The sequence below is a fragment of the Pseudomonas sp. A214 genome (assembly GCF_900156295.1).
Lineage (GTDB): Bacteria > Pseudomonadota > Gammaproteobacteria > Pseudomonadales > Pseudomonadaceae > Aquipseudomonas > Aquipseudomonas rhizophila.
In genome coordinates, this window is sequence record NZ_LT707062.1 from 2,397,671 (window position 1) to 2,416,559 (window position 18,889).

Annotated in this window: 20 protein-coding genes; 3 read left to right on the forward strand and 17 right to left on the reverse strand. The window is 60.3% G+C overall.

The window, feature by feature from the left end; genetic code table 11:
- Positions 1-32 precede the first annotated feature (32 nt).
- The 5 genes from BW979_RS10790 to BW979_RS10815 all read right to left on the reverse strand — a co-directional run bounded on the left by BW979_RS10790 (position 33) and on the right by BW979_RS10815 (position 4,736).
- Positions 33-1,022, reverse strand: coding sequence for an ABC transporter ATP-binding protein (locus tag BW979_RS10790; protein WP_076383788.1), 990 nt, complete (start codon positions 1,020-1,022; stop codon positions 33-35).
- Positions 1,019-1,819, reverse strand: a complete 801-nt coding sequence (locus BW979_RS10795) for an ABC transporter permease (RefSeq protein WP_047229649.1) — start codon at positions 1,817-1,819, stop codon at positions 1,019-1,021. The genes BW979_RS10790 and BW979_RS10795 overlap by 4 nt, the downstream gene beginning before the upstream one ends.
- Positions 1,806-2,642 (reverse strand): ABC transporter permease, encoded by an 837-nt coding sequence (locus BW979_RS10800; RefSeq protein WP_160893164.1) that lies wholly within the window; start codon positions 2,640-2,642, stop codon positions 1,806-1,808. The genes BW979_RS10795 and BW979_RS10800 overlap by 14 nt, the downstream gene beginning before the upstream one ends.
- Positions 2,643-2,647: 5 nt before the next feature.
- A complete protein-coding gene (locus BW979_RS10805) occupies positions 2,648-3,454 on the reverse strand; it encodes an alkaline phosphatase family protein (RefSeq protein ID WP_047229647.1) in 807 nt (268 codons plus the stop codon).
- Positions 3,455-3,668: 214 nt separating this feature from the next.
- Positions 3,669-4,736: an ABC transporter substrate-binding protein gene (locus tag BW979_RS10815; RefSeq protein WP_047229646.1), complete on the reverse strand. Its 1,068-nt coding sequence runs from the start codon at positions 4,734-4,736 to the stop codon at positions 3,669-3,671.
- A 349-nt stretch (positions 4,737-5,085) separates the two neighbouring features.
- Here BW979_RS10815 and BW979_RS10820 point away from each other — a divergent pair, with 349 nt between their 5' ends.
- Positions 5,086-5,817, forward strand: coding sequence for a UTRA domain-containing protein (locus BW979_RS10820; protein WP_047229645.1), 732 nt, complete (start codon positions 5,086-5,088; stop codon positions 5,815-5,817).
- Between the two features lie 7 nt (positions 5,818-5,824).
- On the opposite strand, the gene BW979_RS10825 is transcribed toward BW979_RS10820, so the two are convergent.
- From BW979_RS10825 to minC, 6 genes are all read right to left on the reverse strand, one after another.
- Positions 5,825-6,007 (reverse strand): hypothetical protein, encoded by a 183-nt coding sequence (locus BW979_RS10825; RefSeq protein ID WP_047229644.1) that lies wholly within the window; start codon positions 6,005-6,007, stop codon positions 5,825-5,827.
- A gap of 270 nt (positions 6,008-6,277) precedes the next feature.
- Positions 6,278-7,567 carry a M18 family aminopeptidase gene (locus BW979_RS10830; protein WP_047229643.1) on the reverse strand — a complete coding sequence of 430 codons (1,290 nt, stop codon included), beginning with the start codon at positions 7,565-7,567 and terminating at the stop codon, positions 6,278-6,280.
- A gap of 207 nt (positions 7,568-7,774) precedes the next feature.
- A complete protein-coding gene (locus BW979_RS10835) occupies positions 7,775-8,410 on the reverse strand; it encodes an RluA family pseudouridine synthase (RefSeq protein WP_018612476.1) in 636 nt (211 codons plus the stop codon).
- 105 nt (positions 8,411-8,515) lie between these two features.
- A complete protein-coding gene (gene minE / locus BW979_RS10840) occupies positions 8,516-8,770 on the reverse strand; it encodes a cell division topological specificity factor MinE (RefSeq protein ID WP_003179111.1) in 255 nt (84 codons plus the stop codon).
- Positions 8,770-9,582, reverse strand: coding sequence for a septum site-determining protein MinD (gene minD, locus BW979_RS10845; RefSeq protein ID WP_042728954.1), 813 nt, complete (start codon positions 9,580-9,582; stop codon positions 8,770-8,772). The genes minE and minD overlap by 1 nt, the downstream gene beginning before the upstream one ends.
- A gap of 200 nt (positions 9,583-9,782) precedes the next feature.
- On the reverse strand, positions 9,783-10,520 hold the full coding sequence (minC, locus tag BW979_RS10850) for a septum site-determining protein MinC (protein WP_047229642.1): 738 nt from the start codon (positions 10,518-10,520) through the stop codon (positions 9,783-9,785).
- A gap of 118 nt (positions 10,521-10,638) precedes the next feature.
- Between minC and BW979_RS10855 the strand changes: the two genes are divergently transcribed.
- Together BW979_RS10855 and BW979_RS10860 are read left to right on the forward strand one after the other, a co-directional pair.
- A complete protein-coding gene (locus tag BW979_RS10855; RefSeq protein WP_076383790.1) occupies positions 10,639-11,571 on the forward strand; it encodes a lipid A biosynthesis lauroyl acyltransferase in 933 nt (310 codons plus the stop codon).
- Positions 11,572-11,606: 35 nt separating this feature from the next.
- Positions 11,607-12,767, forward strand: coding sequence for a patatin-like phospholipase family protein (locus BW979_RS10860; RefSeq protein ID WP_047229640.1), 1,161 nt, complete (start codon positions 11,607-11,609; stop codon positions 12,765-12,767).
- A 74-nt stretch (positions 12,768-12,841) separates the two neighbouring features.
- Here BW979_RS10860 and BW979_RS10865 read toward each other — a convergent pair whose 3' ends face one another.
- The 6 genes from BW979_RS10865 to puuE form a co-directional block, all read right to left on the reverse strand.
- A complete protein-coding gene (locus BW979_RS10865; protein ID WP_047229639.1) occupies positions 12,842-13,627 on the reverse strand; it encodes an outer membrane protein OmpK in 786 nt (261 codons plus the stop codon).
- A 507-nt stretch (positions 13,628-14,134) separates the two neighbouring features.
- Positions 14,135-15,436 carry a urate hydroxylase PuuD gene (locus BW979_RS10870; RefSeq protein WP_076383791.1) on the reverse strand — a complete coding sequence of 434 codons (1,302 nt, stop codon included), beginning with the start codon at positions 15,434-15,436 and terminating at the stop codon, positions 14,135-14,137.
- A 52-nt stretch (positions 15,437-15,488) separates the two neighbouring features.
- Entirely contained in the window at positions 15,489-15,992 is a 504-nt protein-coding gene (locus BW979_RS10875; RefSeq protein ID WP_047229637.1) for an ureidoglycolate lyase, read from the reverse strand.
- 120 nt (positions 15,993-16,112) lie between these two features.
- The gene (gene alc, locus BW979_RS10880) at positions 16,113-17,108 is read right to left on the reverse strand and encodes an allantoicase (RefSeq protein ID WP_076383792.1); all 996 of its coding nucleotides are present in this window, start codon (positions 17,106-17,108) and stop codon (positions 16,113-16,115) included.
- 67 nt (positions 17,109-17,175) lie between these two features.
- Positions 17,176-17,691, reverse strand: a complete 516-nt coding sequence (uraD, locus tag BW979_RS10885) for a 2-oxo-4-hydroxy-4-carboxy-5-ureidoimidazoline decarboxylase (RefSeq protein ID WP_076383793.1) — start codon at positions 17,689-17,691, stop codon at positions 17,176-17,178.
- A complete protein-coding gene (gene puuE, locus BW979_RS10890) occupies positions 17,688-18,629 on the reverse strand; it encodes an allantoinase PuuE (RefSeq protein ID WP_076383794.1) in 942 nt (313 codons plus the stop codon). The genes uraD and puuE overlap by 4 nt, the downstream gene beginning before the upstream one ends.
- Positions 18,630-18,889: the final 260 nt, after the last annotated feature.

Below are 18,889 nucleotides of genomic sequence, written 5' to 3' on the forward strand. Positions count from 1 at the left end.
TTTCAAAATCAACTTCAAAATCAATAAAGCCATCAGGCTACCTCACACAGCGCCGTCGAATCGATGGAAAGTGACAGTCGTGTGCCATCGGGGTGCAAATCGGCGGCGGAACGATTGAGCACGTCGACCACCAGCTCTACGCCGCGAGCCTCGACCCGGTAGCGGATCACGTTGCCCAGCAGGCTGTGGCTGCGGATCAGGGCATCGGGCTCGCCGCTGCGGCTCAGTTCAATGGCCTCCGGGCGAATGGCGATGCGACCGGTCACTGGCCGTTGCAGCAGTTTGCTGGCGCTGTCGGCGTCCAGCAGGTTGTAGTTGCCGATGAAGCCGGCGGCAAAGACATCGACCGGCGCAGTGTAAAGGGTTTCGGCATCGCCGCTTTGTACGATCTTTCCCTGGTTCATCAGGAAAATCCGGTCGGACATGGTCAGCGCTTCTTCCTGATCGTGTGTGACGAAGATCGTGGTCAGGCCCAGTTCGCGTTGTATCTGTCGGATCTGCTCGCGCAAATGTTTGCGAATCCGCGCATCCAGGGCCGACAGCGGCTCGTCCAGCAGCAACAGGCGCGGGCGGGTCACCAGGGAGCGGGCCAGGGCCACGCGCTGGCATTGGCCGCCGGAAAGTTGATGGGGGTAGCGAGCGGCGAAGTCGTGCAGCTCCACCAGCCGCAAAATATCCAGTACCCGTTGGCGGCTGTCCTCGGTCGCAACCTTTTGCATGCGCAGGCCGAAGGCGACGTTCTGTTCCACGGTCATGTTGGGAAACAAGGCGTAGCTCTGGAACACCATGCCGATCCCGCGCTTCTGCGGGCTCAGCGGGACGATGTCCTGTCCGTCCAAAAGGATCTGTCCGGCATCCACCGCGGTCAGGCCGGCAATGCAGCGCAGCAGTGTGGACTTGCCGCAGCCGGAAGGGCCGAGGAGGGTGACGAACTCGCCCTTGTGGATTTCGCAATTTATGTCGCTGAACACCGGTGTGCCGGCATAGCTTTTTTGCAGGTGTTGGACGCTGACGTAGCTCATTGGCTTTTGTCCTTGTTCAAGATGTTGGCCGCCCAGGTCAGGACCAGTACGAAGAAGAAGTAGGAAATCACCAGCGCACTGGTGAAGTGACCGCTGCTGTTGCGCATGTTGTTCAGGTACACCTGCAGGGTTTCATAGCGAGTGCCGACGAGAATGTTGGCAAACACGAACTCACCGAACAGAAACGAGAAAGACAGCAGCAACGCCACCATCAAGCCCTTGCGCAAGTTCGGCAGTACCACCAGCAAAGCCGCCTGGAACGTGCTGGCGCCTAGCAGTTGGGCGGCGTCCATGAGGTCGCGCAGGTTGATGGCTTGCAGGTTGTTGGTGATCGCCCGATACATGAATGGCAGGGCAACGGTGAAGTAGCAACCGATCAGGATCCACGGCGTGCCCACCATCGCCAGCGGCCCGGAACCGTAGAGTTGCAACAGCCCCACTGAAGACACCACCGGCGGCACCGCGAAGGGCAGCAGGATGAGGATGTTCATCAGTGCGTCGAGCTTTGGAAAGTGGTAATGCACCACAAACAGCAGGGGCAGGATCAACACCACGGACAGCACCAGCGCCCCGACGCAGACGATCAGCGATTGGCCGAAGGCGTTGAGAAAGCGCGGATCGCTCCACAGCTGCACGTACCACTTGAAGGTGAAACCGCTGGGCAGCACGGTGGCCGACCAACTGCTGGCGATGGAGTAGATCAGCGTGCCGGCCAGGGGCAACAGCAGGATGGCGAACAGCAAATACACCACCAGCCGATGATAGAGCCCGGCAGAGCTCGATTCAGCGCGAGACATGGTAGCTCCTCTTGAGCAGCAACTGATGGACGACGGTCACCAGGGTCATCAGCGCCACCAGCACCACGGCCAGGGCGCTGGCCATGTTCGGGTCAAGGGAGATGTCCCCGGAGACCATGGCGGCGATGCGAATCGGCAGGACGTTGAAGTTACCGGTGGTTAGCGCATACACCGTGGCGTAGGCACCGAGCGCATTGGCCAGCAGGATCACGAACGTGCCCAGCAGCGCCGGGGTCAGCACCGGCAAGCCGATGTGCCGCCAGAACTGCCAGCCGTTGGCGCCCAGCAGCGCAGCGGATTCGCGCCAGTCCTCGCGCAGCGCGTCGAAGGCCGGGTAGAGCAGCAGTACGCCCAGGGGAATCTGGAAGTAGGTGTAGAGGATGATCAGCCCGGTTTTCGAGTACAGGTTGAAATCTTCAATGATCCCCGCCTGTTTGAGCATGATCGTGATGCTGCCGTTGAACCCCAGCAAAATGATGAAGGCGAAGGCCAGGGGCACGCCGGCGAAGTTGCTGGTCATGTTGGCGAAGGCGTTGACGAAGTTGCGCAGGCGCGAATCGACCCGACGCAGGGAATAGCTGCCGAGCACGGCGATGATGATGCCGAACACGCTGGACCAGAAACTGATTTCCAGGCTGTGCTGGATCGCTTGGCGGTAGAACTTCGAACTGAAAATCTTGCTGAAATTGGCCAGGCCCCAGCCGAACTCTTCCGATTCCAGGCTGTTGACCAGCACCCAAAGCAGCGGCGCGATCTGGAACACGATGAAGAAAATCGCGAAGGGCACCAGGCACAACGCTGCCAGCCATTTGCCGCGCGTCATGGCATTCACTTGAGCAACTCCTGGCAATAGGGTTTGTCGTGGGCAACGCCGAGCAACTGGCAAATGGTGCCGCACAGTTCGGTCTGTCGGGGTGCGGCGTCGGGGTTGAGGCTGAAGCCGTTGCCCAGCACAAACAGTGGCACTTCCCGTTCTTCAGCCAGCAGGCCGTTGTGGGAGCGGTCGTTGTTCATGCCGTGGTCGGATGTCACCAGCACCTGGTATCCGGCGTCGAGCCAGGCTTGCAGGTAAACCGCCAGGTTGATGTCGGCCGAGCGGGCGCTGTTGCGGTATTGCGGGGTGTCGAGGCCGTGCTTGTGGCCGGCATCGTCGATGTTCATGGGGTGCACCAGCAAAAAATTCGGCAGGTAGCGCTGACGCAGGTGTTCGGCGTCGGCAAACAGATGAGAGTCGGGGTAGTGGTCATTCCAGTAGAAATGCCCGTATTGAATCGGTAGCTCGGGGTTGTCGGTATGACGATCGCGACCGGCCACGAACGGCGAAGCGTTGTAGAGCTCGCTGACCCAGTGATAGGCCGCGGCTGCCGTACTCAAGCCGCCTGCGGTGGCGTAGTGGAAGATACTGCGCTGGTTCGACAGGCGCGAGACATTGTTGTGCACGATCCCGCTGTCGAGGGGCACGACGCCGGTCAGAATGCATTCATAGAGCGGACGGGACAGGGCGGGCAGTTCACATTCCAGTGTGTAGAGCGCCGCGCGTCCTGCGCCGACATAGGCCTGCAAATGCCCCATGGCATGCCGGGCGACCTCGTAGTTGAGGCCGTCGAGCACCACCAGGATGACGTTGTGCTTCATGGGTAGCGGGACTCCGGACAGATACCAGGAAACTCGGATTCACCAGGGACCTGATGTGGAAGCCAGCTTCTGTGGGAGCCCAGCTTGCTCGCGATGAAGGCGACACGGTTCAACTGCAAGACCGTGTCATCGTTCATCGCGAGCAAGCTGGGCTCCCACAGTGCTCGCTCCCACAATTGGATCTCCAGTGGATTTCCGAGCGGGAGCTAGCGCCTCACTCCATATTGATGATTACTTCTTCCTGCCACTTCTGCGGCAGTGTCTTGGAGGTTTTTTCCCACGCATCCGCATCCTTGATCGGGGTCACGCCTTTGTACTGCTCGTTGGGCAGCAGCTTGGCCTTGACCTCTTCAGGCAAGGTCAGGTGCTCGGCGCGGATCGGACGGGCGTTGCCCTTGGCCAGGTTGATCTGACCGGCGTCGCTGAAGATGTATTCGCGAGCCAGTTTGGCGGCGTTCGGGTGCTTGGCGTATTTGTTGATGATGGTGGTGTAGCCAGAGATGACCGAGCCGTCGGATGGAATCAGTACGACGTAATCATCCGGGTTGGCCATCTTGGCCTTGTAGCTCAGGCCGTTGAAGTCCCAGACCACGCCGACTTCGACTTCACCTTTTTCCATGGTGGCGATGGTCGGGTTGGCCATGGACAGACGCCCTTGCTTGGCGATCTCGGCGAACATCAACAAGGCCGGTTGAACGTTTTTCTCGTTGCCGCCATTGGCCAGGGCCGCTGCCAGCACACCGTTGGCGGCTTGGGCGGCGGTGCTCACGTCACCAATGGAAACTTTGTATTTGCCGGTTTTCAGGTCGGCCCATTTGGTTGGCACTTCGGAGCCGTGCAACAGCTTCTTGTTAACGATGAAAGCAATGGTGCCGGTGTAGGCCAGGGCCCAGTTGCCGTCCTTGTCCTTGGCCCAGTCCGGAACCTGTTCCCAGGTACTCGGTTTGTAGGGTTGAACCACACCCTGCTTGACCGCGATCGGGCCGAAAGCTGCGCCGACGTCACCGATATCGGCGCTGGCGTTGTCTTTCTCGGCTGCGAACTTGGCGATTTCCTGGGCCGAGCTCATGTCGGTGTCGATGTGTTTCAAGCCATAGATTTTGGCCAGGTCATCCCAGGTGGCTTTCCAGTTCGCCCAGTCATCGGGCATGCCGACGCTGTTCACGGTGCCTTCCGCTTTCGCAGCGGCTTCCAGTGTTTTCAAATCGGTGTCAGCGGCCATGGCAACAGTGCACATGGCAATGGTCGAGCCTAACAGTGATGCCAGGAAAAACTGTTTCATCCGAAGCTCCTATGGGCGTTTTCAACGCTGCGATTGCGGTTGTGTTGGTCTAGGTCAGCAATACCTGAGCCAATGTAGGCGAGCCCTGTGACATTTTGATGTCGGTGCAGGAGATGCCGGCATGTGCCAGGCGGGGGCAAAGTGGCTGCCAACTAAGCGTAGACCATGGTTAACCGGCTGATCTGCAAGGAGTTGGCCGCTAACTTGCAGGGATGGCAATGAACCGTTCGGCGGTTCTGTCATCTACCAGTCATGTGCAGTGCCTAGGCTTGCAAGCATGAGAAACGGATGGATGTTCCATCGATTTCGCCCCGAAAGAGTGCTGGTCTAGTCCAGATAGGTAACGTTGATGCGCATCGAGACAACCAAGGCGGTGACAACCATCGGGCAAGTCCTGCAGGAGCAACTCGACCACGGCTTGCTGGCGCCCGGTAGCAAGTTGCCGGCCGAGCGCAAGCTCAGTGAGTTGTTCGGCACTACACGCATCACCGTGCGCGAAGCGCTGTTGCAGCTCGAAGCCCAGGGGCAGATCTATCGCGAGGAGCGCCGTGGCTGGTTCGTCTCGCCGCCACGCCTGGCCTATAACCTGATGCAGCGCAGCCATTTCCACGCCATGGTGACTGCCCAAGGGCGAGTGCCTTCCACTCAAGTGATTTCGGCCCGTCTGCAGCCGGCTTCGGCAGCAGTGTGTGCCTGGTTGCAATTGCCGGCACTGTCCAGTGTGATCCAGATCTGCCGTGTGCGGCGTATCGATGAGCGGCTGGTGCTGTATGTCGAGCACTACCTGAACCCGCAGTATTTCCCGGACATCCTCGAATTCGACCTCAATCAGTCCATCACCGAGTTGTACGCCCGTCATTACGACTTGCACTACGGCCGGGTGAAGTTCGAGATTGTGCCGACCTCGCTACAGCCTGAAGCGGCGGCGGCGTTGAAAGTCTCGGTTGGCAGCCCTGGCTTGCGGATTGCCCGGGTCAATTATGACCAGCATCAGCGGTTGATCGATTGTGACCTGGAGTTCTGGCGTCACGATGCGATTCACGTGGGGGTGGACGTGCCGGAACAACCGTCGGCTGCCTGAGGTGAGGTCAGATCGACTCGTTGAGTTTGGCCAGGATCCTGAACACCACCGTGGCGAGGATCAACAACATGCCGATCCACATGGCAAACACCCCGACGTTCTTGTCTCGGAAGTTGAAGCCGATGGCCAGCAGAATCATGCCGGCGATGATGGGCACCAGCATGGCATTGAACGCAGACATCGGAATCATGGCGACGGCCTTGTCGGAGGGGATAAGGTCAGTCTAGTTGGGGTTTTGCCGGGGTGTGATGATGTATGTCATGGCTCCCCAATCCGGAGGCGAGCACTGTTGTGGCGAGGGGATTTATCCCCGCTCGGCTGCGCAGCAGACGCACTTGGGCCGTTACTGACATGTGAAGTATTGCGGTGACTGGGCAAAGGGCTGCTCTGCAGCCCTACGGGGATAAATCCCCTCGCCACAGGGGTAAGCATTTCCCGGTTCAAACAGGTGCTGCTGTGGTTACGGCAACTCACGACAGGCATAAAACGCGCTCAACACCTTCACCAGGTGCGCCAGGTCATGACTGCCGCACAGCTCGCGGATCGAGTGCATGGCGAAGGTCGGCAAACCGATGTCCACCGTGCGTACACCCAACTGACTGGCGGTGATCGGGCCGATGGTCGAGCCGCAGCCCATGTCGCTGCGCACCACGAAGCTCTGCACCGGTACTTCCTCGGCCATGCACAGGTGACGGAAGAACCCGGCGGTTTCGCTGTTGGTGGCGTAGCGCTGGTTGGTGTTGACCTTGATCACGGGCCCGGCATTGAGTTTCGGGCCGTGGTTGGCGTCGTGTTTGTCGGCGTAGTTGGGGTGCACGCCGTGGGCGTTGTCCGCGGAAACCAGCAGGGATTTCTGGATGGTCCGTACGAATTCTTCACCTTCAGGCAGCAAACGACGCAGGGTTTGTTCCAGCATCGGACCGTCGGCGCCACAGGCCGAGCAAGAGCCGACTTCCTCGTGGTCGTTGCACACCAGCACGCAGGTCTCTTCGGTGTCGGCGTTCAACAAGGCTTGCAGGCCGGCGTAGCACGACAGCAGATTGTCCAGGCGCGCGCCGGCAATGAAATCGCCATGCAGGCCGATGAGCGCGGCGCTTTGGGTGTCGTAGAAACTCAGCTCGTAATCGAGCACCACGTCCGCATTCAGGCCGTGTTCGCGGGCCAGTTGATCGGTGAGCACGGCGCGGAAGTCGACGCGCTCATCACCGGCGAACTGGGCGAGAATCGGTGGCAGCTCATTCTGTGGGTTGATCGCCCAGCCCTGGTTGGCTTCGCGATTGAGGTGGATGGCCAGGTTCGGAATCGTGGCGATCGGCGCCTTGAAATCGATCAGCTGGCTTTCGACCTTGCCATCGCGGCGGAAGGTCACGCGCCCGGCCAGGGACAAGTCGCGGTCAAACCACGGCGCCAGCAGCGCGCCGCCATAAACTTCCACGCCCAGTTGCCAGAACCCGTGGCGTTGCAGTTCCGGCTGGGGCTTGACCCGCAGGCAGGGGCTGTCGGTGTGGGCGCCAACCAGGCGGATGCCGTCGTGCAGCGGTGAGTTGCGCCCCAGTTTGAAAGCGATGATTGAAGAGTCGTTGCGCGTGACGTAGTAACGACCGTTGGCCTCGGTGGCCCAGGTCTCGCGTTCGTCAAGACGCTGATAACCCTCTGCCTCCAGACGTTGGGCAAGGCTGGCGGTGGCGTGGAACGGGGTGGGGGAGGCCTTGAGAAAGTCGATCAGGCCTTGGTTCAACTCTTCGCGCATAAATAACTCCAGACAGCAATGCGCGGGAGTTTACCGTATTGGGGGGCGATGGGGAGGGTGGCCAGTGATTGATATACGCGTTGAATGTGCCGTCCCCATCGCGAGCCGGCTCGCTCCCACAGGGGGCTCAGGGTGAACACAAAACTTGTGTACGCCTGTAATCCAATGTGGGAGCGAGCCTGCTCGCGATGGGGGGGACGCGATGTCTCAGAACGGCGCCGGGCACTCGAAGCGTAGGCGTTCGCCGCTTTGCGGGTGGGTGAAGCTGAGCATGCTGGCGTGCAGGCACAGCCGTGGCCACGCAGCGAGGGCCTGGGGGTGGGCGTAGAGGCCGTCGCCCAGGAGCGGATGACCAATGGACAGCATGTGCACGCGCAACTGGTGCGAGCGTCCGGTGATCGGCGTCAGTTCGACCCGGCACCAGTCGCCGCAACGCTCCAGCACGCGCCAGAAGGTCAGGGCGTGCTTGCCCTGCTCATGATCCACCACGTGGCGCGGTTTGGTCGGCGGGTCGTAGCGCAGGGGCAGGTCGATGCTGCCGCTGTCCAGCTCCGGTTGGCCCCAGCACAATGCTGTGTAGGCCTTTTCGGTTTCCCGGTCATGAAACTGCCGAGACAGTTCGCGATGGGTGTCCGGATCCCGGGCCAGCAGGATGATGCCAGAGGTTTCCCAGTCCAGCCGGTGCACGATTCGCGCTTCCGGATAGCCGTTTTCCTGCAGGCGGGTGATCAGGCAGTCTTTGTTGTCGTCGGCCCGGCCGGGCACGGACAGCAGCAGGGTCGGCTTGTCGACCACCAGGACGGCGGCGTCCTGATGGATGATGCGGATGTTGGACAGGGGCATTCAAACAGTCTCGTAACAAACGCCAACGGCGGCTCGGGCCCTTTTTCCTAACCCTGTGGGAAGGACTTTGGGACCCGGAGCCGCCGTGGGCACCTGCAGGATCGATCAGCGATCCGGCAGGGTGATATTGAGTTCCAGAATCGAGCAACTGCCCTGGCTTTCCAGCGCCACATGCACATCATCGGACCCGATGTTGACGTACTTGCGGATCACTTCCACCAGTTCTTTCTGCAAGGCTGGCAGATAATCAGGGGTACTGCGCTGGCCGCGCTCGTGCGCCACGATGATCTGTAGACGCTCTTTCGCGACCGAGGCGGTACTTGGCTTTTTGTTGGCACGAAAGAAGTCAAAAAGATTCATTACCTACCTCCAAACAGGCGCTCGAAGAAACCTTTCTTCGTTACATCGAGGAATCGATGCTCTACGGTTTTGCCCAGCAGGCGATCGACCGCATCGCTGTACGCCTGACCGGCGTCGCTCTGATCGTCGAGAATCACCGGCACACCCGAGTTGGAGGCCTTGAGTACCGCTTGGGATTCAGGAATCACACCCAGCAGGGTAACAGCGAGGATTTCCTTGACGTCTTCGACGCCCAGCATTTCGCCATCGCTGACCCGTTGCGGGTTGTAGCGGGTCAGCAGCAGGTGCTCCTTGATCGGCTCTTCGCCGTTCTCGGCGCGACGGGATTTGCTCGCCAGCAGGCCGAGCATGCGATCGGAGTCGCGTACCGACGAGACTTCCGGGTTGGTCACGACGATCGCTTCGTCAGCGAAGTACATCGCCAGGTGGGCACCTTTCTCGATACCGGCCGGGGAGTCGCACACCACGAACTCAAAGTCTTCCTTGAGCTGCATCAGCACTTTTTCCACGCCTTCCTGGGTCAGCGCGTCTTTGTCGCGGGTCTGGCTGGCGGCCAGCACGTACAGATTCTCAAGGCGCTTGTCCTTGATCAGGGCTTGCTGCAGGTTCGCTTCACCGTTGACCACGTTGACGAAGTCATAGACCACGCGACGCTCGCAACCCATGATCAGGTCCAGGTTACGCAGGCCGACGTCGAAGTCGACGATGACTGTTTTGTGGCCGCGCAGAGCGAGGCCGGTACCGATAGCGGCGCTGGTGGTGGTCTTACCCACACCACCCTTGCCGGATGTAACCACGAGAATCTTGGCCAAGGTGTTTCACCCCTAAGGAAAAAGGACTTTTTCAGCCCCTGAAAAACATCTCTTGAAACTGCTGCAATTGGACAGGCTTGGCTGGAATCGGATGCGGGACGGGGTCTACCTCCGGTAAACACTGCCTTATCCTTTTTCCTACGTCGTTTAAGCCGTTTTCGCTACGTTTTAGAGATGCTTGGAAAATGCGGCAGTATCCGTTAAAGCCGAATGATGTTCAACACGTCGCCCGACAGGCTGACCTGGACACCGGCCCCCCACAGCGGGTCGCGACGCAGATCCTCGGAAACCTTGTACTGCCCGGCGATAGAGACCAGTTCAGCGCTCAACTGCTGACAGAAAATCCTGGCTTTCGTATCGCCCTTGACACCGGCCAGGGCACGGCCACGCATCGGGCCGTATACATGGATGTTGCCATCGGCCAGAAGTTCCGCGCCCGGGCTGACCGAGGACACCACGACCAGATCGCCACCCTGGGCATAGATCTGCTGCCCGCCACGTACCGGAGAGGTGATGACTCGGGTCGGCTTGATGGTCGGTTCTGGTGGCTTTTCCGGCTTTTTCCTGGTCTCGACCGGGCTCAGTTCCAGCACCCGTTCCCGGGCGCCGGAGGGCGGCAGCACCGGAATGTCCACGGCGATGGCGGCGGCGATGTCTTCGATACGGCTGGCCCGGATCGCCAGGGTGCGCAGGCCGTGCTGGCGACAAACCCGCATCAGGCCCGGCAGATCCACGGCACCTTCGCCGGCCGGCAGTTTGTCCAGCGCCAGCACCAACGGGGCATTGCTGAAGAAATTCGGGGCCTGGGCGACTTTTGCCGCCAACTGCCGGTCAAGGCTCTCCAGGTCGTTGCGGGCCAGCTCCAGCACCGTAATGGCGAGCATGCTGCCCTTCAGCTGGAACACGGGATCTTGGTCTAGCGATTCGGTTTGGCTCATGGTCGGCGTACAACGGCTTGTCACTAAAAGTGCCGAGACTTATAACGAGATCGTCCCCGGGCCGCAAGCCGGGTCGAACGATGTAGAATGCGCGGCCCATGTCTTTATGGAAGCTGTAATGGATCGCCCGCGTTTTCGAGCTGCATTTTTTCATCCGCGTTTCTGGCTGCTGTGGTGCGGTCTGGGGCTGTTGTGGCTGATCGTTCAGCTGCCCTATCCGCTGCTGCTGCGCGCCGGTCGTGTATTGGGTGCGCTGATGTATCGTGTGGCCGGCGACAGACGGCGCATCGCCCAGCGCAATCTGGAACTGTGTTTTCCTGAAAAGTCCGCTGCCGAGCGCAAGCGCCTGCTCAAGGAAAATTTTGCCTCCACCGGTATCGCCTTCTTCGAAATGGCCATGAGTTGGTGGTGGTCGCGCTCGCGCTTGGCGAAGCTGGCCCATGTCGAAGGGCTGGAGCATCTCAAGCAGGCCCAGCGCGAGGGCAAAGGGGTGATCCTGATGGCGCTGCACTTCACCACGCTGGAAATCGGCGCGGCATTGCTCGGCCAGCAGCACACCATCGACGGCATGTACCGCGAGCACAAGAACCCGCTGTTTGACTACATCCAGCGTCGCGGGCGCGAGCGGCACAATCTTGATTCCCTGGCGGTGGAACGCGACGACGTGCGTGGCATGCTCAAGCTGCTACGGGCGGGGCGGGCGATCTGGTATGCGCCGGACCAGGACTACGGCGCCAAGCAAAGCGTCTTCGTGCCACTGTTCGGCATCCAGGCCGCGACGGTCACGGCCACCAGCAAGTTCGCTCGCCTGGGCAAGGCACGGGTGGTGCCATTCATCCAGGAACGCCTGGCTGATGGCAGGGGTTACCGTTTGGTGATCCAGGCGCCGCTGGAAGATTTTCCAGGGGAGACCGAAGAGGCCGATTGCATCCGTATCAATCGATGGGTGGAGCAGTCGGTCAGCAGATGCCCCGAGCAATACCTCTGGGCTCACCGGCGCTTCAAGAGTCGTCCGCCGGGCGAGCCGAAGCTGTATGACAAACGCGGTTAAGCCTGTAGTCCACTTAATGAACACGGAGCGTTGCGATGACCCCACTTGAACCGGTGACAGGTTTGATTCTTTCCGGCGGCGGGGCTCGGGCAGCGTATCAAGTGGGGGTATTGGCCGCGATTGCCGAACTGTTGCCGGACGGGGCGGATAACCCGTTCCCGGTGATTGTCGGCACCTCGGCCGGGGCAATCAACGCGGTCAGCCTGGCCAGCGGGGCGATGGACTTCAAAACGGCCATCGAGCGCCTGACTGCCTTCTGGCAGGCCGTGCGCAGCCATCAGGTGATGCGCAGCGACTGGTGGGGCGTGATTGCCCAGGCGACACGTTTTATCAGCCACAGCCTGCTAGGCCTGGGCGCCCGGTTACCGGTGGCGCTGATCGACAGTTCCCCGTTGCGTGAACTTCTCCAGTCTCAATTCCACGCCTCGGGCATCGAACAGGCGATCGCGCAGCAGCAACTGCGGGCCGTGGCGGTGACTGCGTTCGGTTATGAGTCCGGCCAGGCCGTGACCTTCTACCAGGGCCGCGGCACCATCGAATCCTGGCTGCGGCACCGGCGCATCGGCGTGCCGACCCAGTTGTCGGTGGAACACCTGCTCGCCAGTTCGGCGATCCCCCTGCTATTCGCGCCGGTCAGGATCGGCCCGGAATATTTCGGCGACGGCGCGGTGCGTCAATCGGCTCCCATCAGCCCGGCCCTGCACCTGGGGGCCAATCGCGTGCTGGTCATCGGGGTCAGCGGCAATCCGCGTGGACTTGGTTCGCCAGAGCCGTTGCAGCGCAGTTACACCGGCCAGCAACCGACGCTGGCGCAGATCGGTGGCCACATGCTCAACAGTACGTTCATCGACAGCCTGGAAAGCGACATCGAACTGCTGGAGCGTCTGAATGGCTTCAGTCATCTGCTGCCCGATGACGTGCCGGCTCATGCGCTGGGCGCGGCGCCGGTGGAGGTGTTGGTGATTTCGCCGAGCCAGCCGATCGACGAAATCGCCGCCCGCCATCGCCTGGAATTGCCCCGCGCGCTGCGCATGTTCCTGCGCGGGCCGGGCGCGACCAAGACCAGCGGCGCCGGGGTGCTGAGTTATCTGCTGTTCGAAGCGGGCTATTGCAGTGAACTGATCGAGCTGGGACGCCAGGATGCGTTGGCCCAGCGCGAGGAGTTAAGCCGGTTCTTGCGGGTGACGGCGGGGTGATGCAGTAGCCTCCAGCGCCATCGCGAGCAGGCTCGCTCCCACAAGATTCCCTGAGCATCGAGGATCGATGTGGATCAGAAATGATACTTCAGCAAGAAGCTGGTATTGCTCTGATTGGTCTTGAAGCCTTCGCTGTCTTCGATCCCGTATTTGTTCTTCCAGTAGTCGTATTCCACACCCACATACAACTGTTTGGCGCCCAGCTTCAGTGCCTTGCCCAAGTCATACTTGATCTGCGGGTTGATGTGCAGGTTGGCGTGGTAGGTGCCTTTGGAGTTGCTGTCGTTGTCCACCACCCAGTCGATGAAGCCGTCGATCAGGATGTCGGATGAGCCCACCGGGAGGGTGTAGGCCCAGGTCGGTGTAATCTGCCAGACGTTGTCGCCAGCGCGCGGACCTTCGGTCTGGCGGTTGTAGAAATTCAACTGGAAGTAATCGAAACCGGGAATCGCCAGGTCGAAGCCCGGACCGATCAGGTATGACTCGTTGTCACCCTCACCGAACTCATAGGTCATGGCCAGCAACACATCTTTGATCGGACCCAGTTCCAGCTTCTGGTCGAAGATTTTGCCGAACGACAGGCGTGGGCTGAACTCACCGTAGTAGGTGTTCGGGCCGGAATTGCTGTCGTCCTGGCCGTTGTAGAAAATCCGGTCGAGGAAGAAGAAGTTGTCGCCGTATTTCCAGGCATCGGCGTGCTCGAAGGTCACGGTTTGCTGGATGCGCGGGTTGACCTGGAAATCCTTGCCATAGAGGTAGGTCAGGCTGTTGTTCTGCCATTGGAACAGGTCGTCGGCCATCGCTTGGCCAGCGGTCAGCAAAGATCCCGCAAGTATCAGGCTGGTGCACGTATGTTTCATTCGGTTTGCTCCCAAAGGTAAGTGGTACTGCATTTTTTTTAAGATCAGCGCTCTGGTGTGGCGCTTTTTTCTACGGAAAAACCATCCGTTCGGTCAGCTTTTTGTTTGTGGCAAGCGCTGACAGCAAGAGCTGAGCCAAGACCGGGATAAATCGGAAAAATGGCTTGTTCAGTGGTTTGAAGCGCTCGAAAAAGTGTGTTCAGCGCAAGCCGATATCTGCCAACACTGCAATAGTTGGCGTATCGGTCAGGATCTGCTGGTTTTACGCGGCACCGGACTCAAACGGCCGCGCAGGATACGGCCCTGCATTCATGGGCTCAAGTGCCCTGCAACGGCGCATTCGTGGCGAATTTGGGGCGTGATGGCGGGGCTGGGTCATCTGGTGCTTTCCTCTTGTTTTTATTGTTGAGGCGCAGGCAGTCGCTGACGGGCGACCGGTCGTGTGCCGGTCTGCCTGTCAGCGGTATTACGTGTAGCGGGTGATGTCAGGTTTGATGTCGGCGGGACTCAGTTGGTCCGCGCCCCCTGGCTGATCCACGCGCCGATCAGGTCGCGTTCCTGTTGGGTCATCTGGGTGATATTGCCCAGGGGCATGATCTGCGTGGCCACGGCCTGGGCCTGGATGCGCGCGGCTTGTTGCTGGATCTGCTGCGGGGTATCGAACATCACCCCGCCCGGCGCGGCGCTGAACAACGGGCTGGTGGGTTTTGCCGAATGGCAGACCGAGCAGCGCTCCTGAATCACGCTGTGGACCTTCTCGAACGAGGGGCCTTGGGCATTGGCGGTCTGGGCCGGCGTCGATGCCGGTGCGGCCGCTGCCGTCGCCGGTTTTGCGCCGCCGCCCACCGCCGTTTCCGGCAACGGTTGGTACTCGATCACACCAGGGGCCTTGGCCACTTCCGGCGCTGTGGCCATGGGCTTGGGACCCGTGACATAAGCCAGGCAGATCATCGCCAGAGCGCCGACCGGCAGCGTCCAGGCATACTTGTTGCTGTCGTGGCGGGTATTGAAATAGTGCCGCACCAACACCGCCGCCACGGCGATCCCGGCCAGGATCAACCAGTTGTACTGGCTGCCATAGGTGCTCGGGAAATGGTTGCTGATCATGATGAACAGCACCGGCAGGGTGAAGTAGTTGTTGTGGCGCGAGCGCAGCAGGCCCTTGGCCGGCAGCGCCGGATCCGGCGTGCGGTTCTCGGCAATGGCCGCCACCAGCGCGCGTTGGGCCGGCATGATGATGCGGAACACGTTGCCGACCATGATCGTCCCGATGACCGCCCCGACATGCAGGTAGGCACCGCGACCGCTGAACACCTTGCTGAACCCGTAGGCCGCGGCGATCAGCAGCACGAACAGGATCAGGCCGAGCAGGGCAGGACGTTTGCCCAGGGCCGAGTCGCAGAGAAAGGAATACACGAACCAGCCGACGAACAACGAGCCGATGCCCAGGGCGACGCCTTCGAGCCCGCTCAGGCTGCTGCCCGGTGCCAACAGGTACAGAGTCGGGTTCCAATAGAACACCAGGCACAGCAGGGCGACGCCCGACATCCAGGTGAAGTAGGCTTCCCATTTGAACCAGTGCAGGTTGTCCGGCATGGACGGCGGCGCGAGTTTGTATTTTTCCAGGTGGTAGATGCCACCACCGTGGATGGCCCACAAATCACCGGCCAGACCGCTTTTGGGGTTGACGCGATTGAGGTTGTTTTCCAGCCAGACGAAGTAGAACGACGCGCCGATCCAGGCCACGCCAGTGATCATATGAACCCAGCGCACGCTCAGGTTCAGCCATTCCAGCATATGTGCTTCCACAGTCTTTACCTCTCGCCCGTCACGCTTGTTTTCGCGTGATCGGACGCTTCTCTTATTGGTGGGGGGCGAGGATCAACAACTCATCCTCTTTGAAAAAATGCTCATCGCAGTTATTGCCTGTGCCACTGCGATCAACCACCAGGAAGTCATCCCGCTTTTCGATCGTCAGCACCGGGTGGTGCCAGACGCCGCGATGGTAATTAATGCCCTGCCTGCCGTTGGTGACGAAGGCGCGGACCAAGCCTGATACAGGTACATCGCCAAGTGGCGCGACCACGATCAGAAAGGGGTTGCCGAGCAGCCCGATGAAAGCCTGGCTGCCCAGCGGATGGCGCTCCAGCATGCGTACGGTCAACGGCATCTCCAGCGCCTCGGCGCGGAAGATGCTGATGATCGCCTTGTCGTCCGGCTCGGCGGTTTCAACCGTCGCCAGGCGATGGAAGCGCATGGTCGAACCATTGTTGATCATGAAGTGATCGCTGCCGTCGGTTTCGATCACGTCACCGAACGGGGCGAAGGCTTCTTTGGTCAACGGTTCGATCTTGAGTGTGCGCATGCTGGTCTTCTTACCTTGAATTCGTTGTTGTCTGTTCTATTGCTATCGCGAGCAGGCTCGCTCCCACATTCGACCTCGTACCCCTGTGGGAGCGAGCCTGCTCGCGATTGGCCTCACCGCTTATTTAGCGACCTTGCCAAGCACCCGCAGGCGACTCACGCCACCGTCCGGGAACACGTTCAGGCGGATGTGGGTGATCGGCCCCAACGCCTTGATCTGCTCGGCGAAGGTGTGTTCAGCGTGCATCTCCAGTTTCTGACTCGGCAGCAGCTCGCGCCAGAACAGCGACTGGGTTTCGATCTGGCTGTCGGTGCCGCCCTTGACGAATGCGCCCTGGATCGAGCAGCTGTCCGGGTAGTTACCCTTGAAGTGCAGGGTGTCGACGATGACTTTCTCGACCTCACCGGCATGGCCCAGGGCAACAATCACCCAGTCATTGCCCGGGGTGCGACGACGGGCGGTTTCCCAGCCGTCGCCCATGTTCACCCCGCGACCTGGGTTGAGGATGTTGCTCATGCGACCGAAGTGTTCGTCGGAACAGGCCAGGGCGCGACCGCCATTGAGGGCCGCGGCGAGGTCGATCTGTTCGTTGTCGCCCACGGCCGACCAGTCGCGGTACGGAATGCCGTAGACCCGCAGGCGGGCCACGCCACCATCGGGGTAGATGTTGAAGCGCAGGTGGCTGAAGGCCTGGTCATTGCTGATTTCATGGTAGTGGTGGCTGTTGCCTTGCAGTTCCACGGCCGACAGCACTTCAGTCCATTGGGTATGTTCGTCTGGTTCGCCCGAGGCCAGGAAGCAGGCTTCCAGGGACGCCGACGGCGGGTAGTTACCGGTGAAGAATGAAGTGTCGATGTCCACGCCTTTGATCGAACCCGGCACGCCCAGGCGGATCACCGCGCTGTCGTAGCCTTCGAAGCGCTTGCGGCGCGACTCCCAGCCGTCCATCCACTTGCCGTTGTCATCGAACACGCCCTCCTTCCATACGGCCGGAGTCGGCTGGAACAGACGGTTGGCGTCGGCGAACCAGTCATCGGTGACCGAAATGATCTTGGTGCCCAGGCGGGCGTCGGCCAGGTTGACGAACTTCTCGAAGGGTACGGCGTAAGCTTTCATTCTTCTTGTCTGCCTTTAATAAGTTGGCTGGGGATGCTTGCAGGGGCCTGGGCCTCAGGGCTGCTTGCTAAAGAGTCAGTAATCGGAACAACGCGATCTTGTTGATCTCTGCCAGCGCGCATTTGAACTCGGTATCTGCCGAGTGGTGAATGCGCGTTTCGAACGCCTCGAGGATCTGATGCCGGTTGCTGCCTTTTACCGCCATGATGAAGGGAAACTTGAACTTGGCTTTGTAGGCCTCGTTCAGCTCGGTGAAGCGTTGGAACTCATCGCTCGAGCATTGGTGAATACCGGCGCCAGCCTGTTCGTTGGTGCTGGCCTCGGTCAGTTGGCCCTGGACGGCGGCTTTACCGGCCAGGTCCGGGTGTGCGTTGATCAGCGCCAGTTGGCTGGCGTGATCGGCGCACAGCAGGATGTCGCTCATGCGCTGGTGCAGGGTTTCGATCTGGTCGATCGATGGGTCCTGGCCCAGGTCGAAAGCCTTTTCGGCCACCCACGGCGAATGTTCGTAGATGTCGGCGAAGGCTTTGACGAACGCTTCGCGGCTCAAGGTCGAAGGCTTGAGGGTCTGGAATGCGGTCATTTCGAAGCCCCTGATTTCAAAGCGCCCGGATGTGGGTGGGTCTGCTGCCAGTGGCGGGCGATGTCGACGCGACGGCTGAACCAGACCTGCTCATGACCCTTGGCGTATTCAAGAAACCGCTTGAGGGCCGCGAGACGGGCAGGCCGGCCGATCAGGCGGCAGTGCAGGCCGATGGAAAGCATCTTCGGCGCCTCGCTGCCTTCGGCATACAGCACGTCGAAGGCATCCTTGAGGTACTGGAAAAAATCATCGCCCTTGTTGAAACCCTGGACCTGGGTGAAGCGCATGTCGTTGGTGTCCAGGGTGTACGGAATCACCAGGTGCGGCTTGCCGGTGGGGGTGTTCGGTTCCCAGTAGGGCAGGTCGTCGTCGTAGGTGTCGCTGTCATAGAGAAAACCGCCTTCTTCCATGACCAGCCGGCGGGTGTTGGGGCCTGTGCGGCCGGTGTACCAGCCCAACGGACGTTCGCCGGTGATTTCGGTGAGGATGCGGATCGCTTCGAGCATGTGCTCGCGTTCCTGGGCTTCATCCATGTATTGATAGTCGATCCAGCGATAGCCATGGCTGCAGATCTCGTGACCGGCGGCGACCATGGCACGGATCACGTCCGGGTGGCGCTGGGCAGCCATGGCCACCGCGAAGATCGTCAGCGGAATATCGAATTCCTTGAACAGCTTGAGGATCCGCCAGACACCGGCGCGGCTGCCATACTCGTAGAGCGATTCCATGCTCATGTTGCGCTCGCCCTGCAGCGGTTGCGCCGAAACCATTTCCGAGAGAAACGCTTCGGACTCCTTGTCGCCATGCAGCACGTTGCGCTCGCCGCCTTCCTCGTAGTTGAGCACGAAGGACAGGGCGATGCGGGCGTTGCCCGGCCACTGAGGGTGGGGAGGGTTACTGCCGTAACCGATCAGGTCGCGTGGGTAGTCAGCGCTCACTGCAGTTTTCCTTCTTGTTCGAACCATGTAGGTGGCGCCTGGGCGATGAATCACAGGCTGGCGTCACAGCGATGGGTTGATTGTATACAACTTTATGCGCGCTTTGTAAGCCTGATTTTTTGCATTTTTCACTGCCGTCTCTGGCTTGTCTACACTGCAAGAAACCTGCCCATTTGGTCAGCTAAGGCATGACAATCCTGTGTGTCTGCTGGTTTTATTGCTGATCGGGTCCGAACCCTTCTCGAATGTGGCAGGGGATA

Coding starts and splice junctions, on each gene's coding strand:
- BW979_RS10825 (WP_047229644.1), bottom strand. CDS start 6,007: ATGATTCCGATGTCTGCGTTCAATGCCATGCTGGTGCCCATCATCGCC.
- BW979_RS10830 (WP_047229643.1), bottom strand. CDS start 7,567: ATGCGCGAAGAGTTGAACCAAGGCCTGATCGACTTTCTCAAGGCCTCC.
- BW979_RS10820 (WP_047229645.1), top strand. CDS start 5,086: ATGCGCATCGAGACAACCAAGGCGGTGACAACCATCGGGCAAGTCCTG.
- alc (WP_076383792.1), bottom strand. CDS start 17,108: ATGAAAGCTTACGCCGTACCCTTCGAGAAGTTCGTCAACCTGGCCGAC.
- BW979_RS10835 (WP_018612476.1), bottom strand. CDS start 8,410: ATGCCCCTGTCCAACATCCGCATCATCCATCAGGACGCCGCCGTCCTG.
- BW979_RS10860 (WP_047229640.1), top strand. CDS start 11,607: ATGACCCCACTTGAACCGGTGACAGGTTTGATTCTTTCCGGCGGCGGG.
- BW979_RS10865 (WP_047229639.1), bottom strand. CDS start 13,627: ATGAAACATACGTGCACCAGCCTGATACTTGCGGGATCTTTGCTGACC.
- uraD (WP_076383793.1), bottom strand. CDS start 17,691: ATGACCGCATTCCAGACCCTCAAGCCTTCGACCTTGAGCCGCGAAGCG.
- BW979_RS10875 (WP_047229637.1), bottom strand. CDS start 15,992: ATGCGCACACTCAAGATCGAACCGTTGACCAAAGAAGCCTTCGCCCCG.
- minE (WP_003179111.1), bottom strand. CDS start 8,770: ATGAATCTTTTTGACTTCTTTCGTGCCAACAAAAAGCCAAGTACCGCC.
- BW979_RS10815 (WP_047229646.1), bottom strand. CDS start 4,736: ATGAAACAGTTTTTCCTGGCATCACTGTTAGGCTCGACCATTGCCATG.
- minC (WP_047229642.1), bottom strand. CDS start 10,520: ATGAGCCAAACCGAATCGCTAGACCAAGATCCCGTGTTCCAGCTGAAG.
- BW979_RS10795 (WP_047229649.1), bottom strand. CDS start 1,819: ATGTCTCGCGCTGAATCGAGCTCTGCCGGGCTCTATCATCGGCTGGTG.
- BW979_RS10805 (WP_047229647.1), bottom strand. CDS start 3,454: ATGAAGCACAACGTCATCCTGGTGGTGCTCGACGGCCTCAACTACGAG.
- BW979_RS10800 (WP_160893164.1), bottom strand. CDS start 2,642: ATGACGCGCGGCAAATGGCTGGCAGCGTTGTGCCTGGTGCCCTTCGCG.
- BW979_RS10790 (WP_076383788.1), bottom strand. CDS start 1,022: ATGAGCTACGTCAGCGTCCAACACCTGCAAAAAAGCTATGCCGGCACA.
- BW979_RS10855 (WP_076383790.1), top strand. CDS start 10,639: ATGGATCGCCCGCGTTTTCGAGCTGCATTTTTTCATCCGCGTTTCTGG.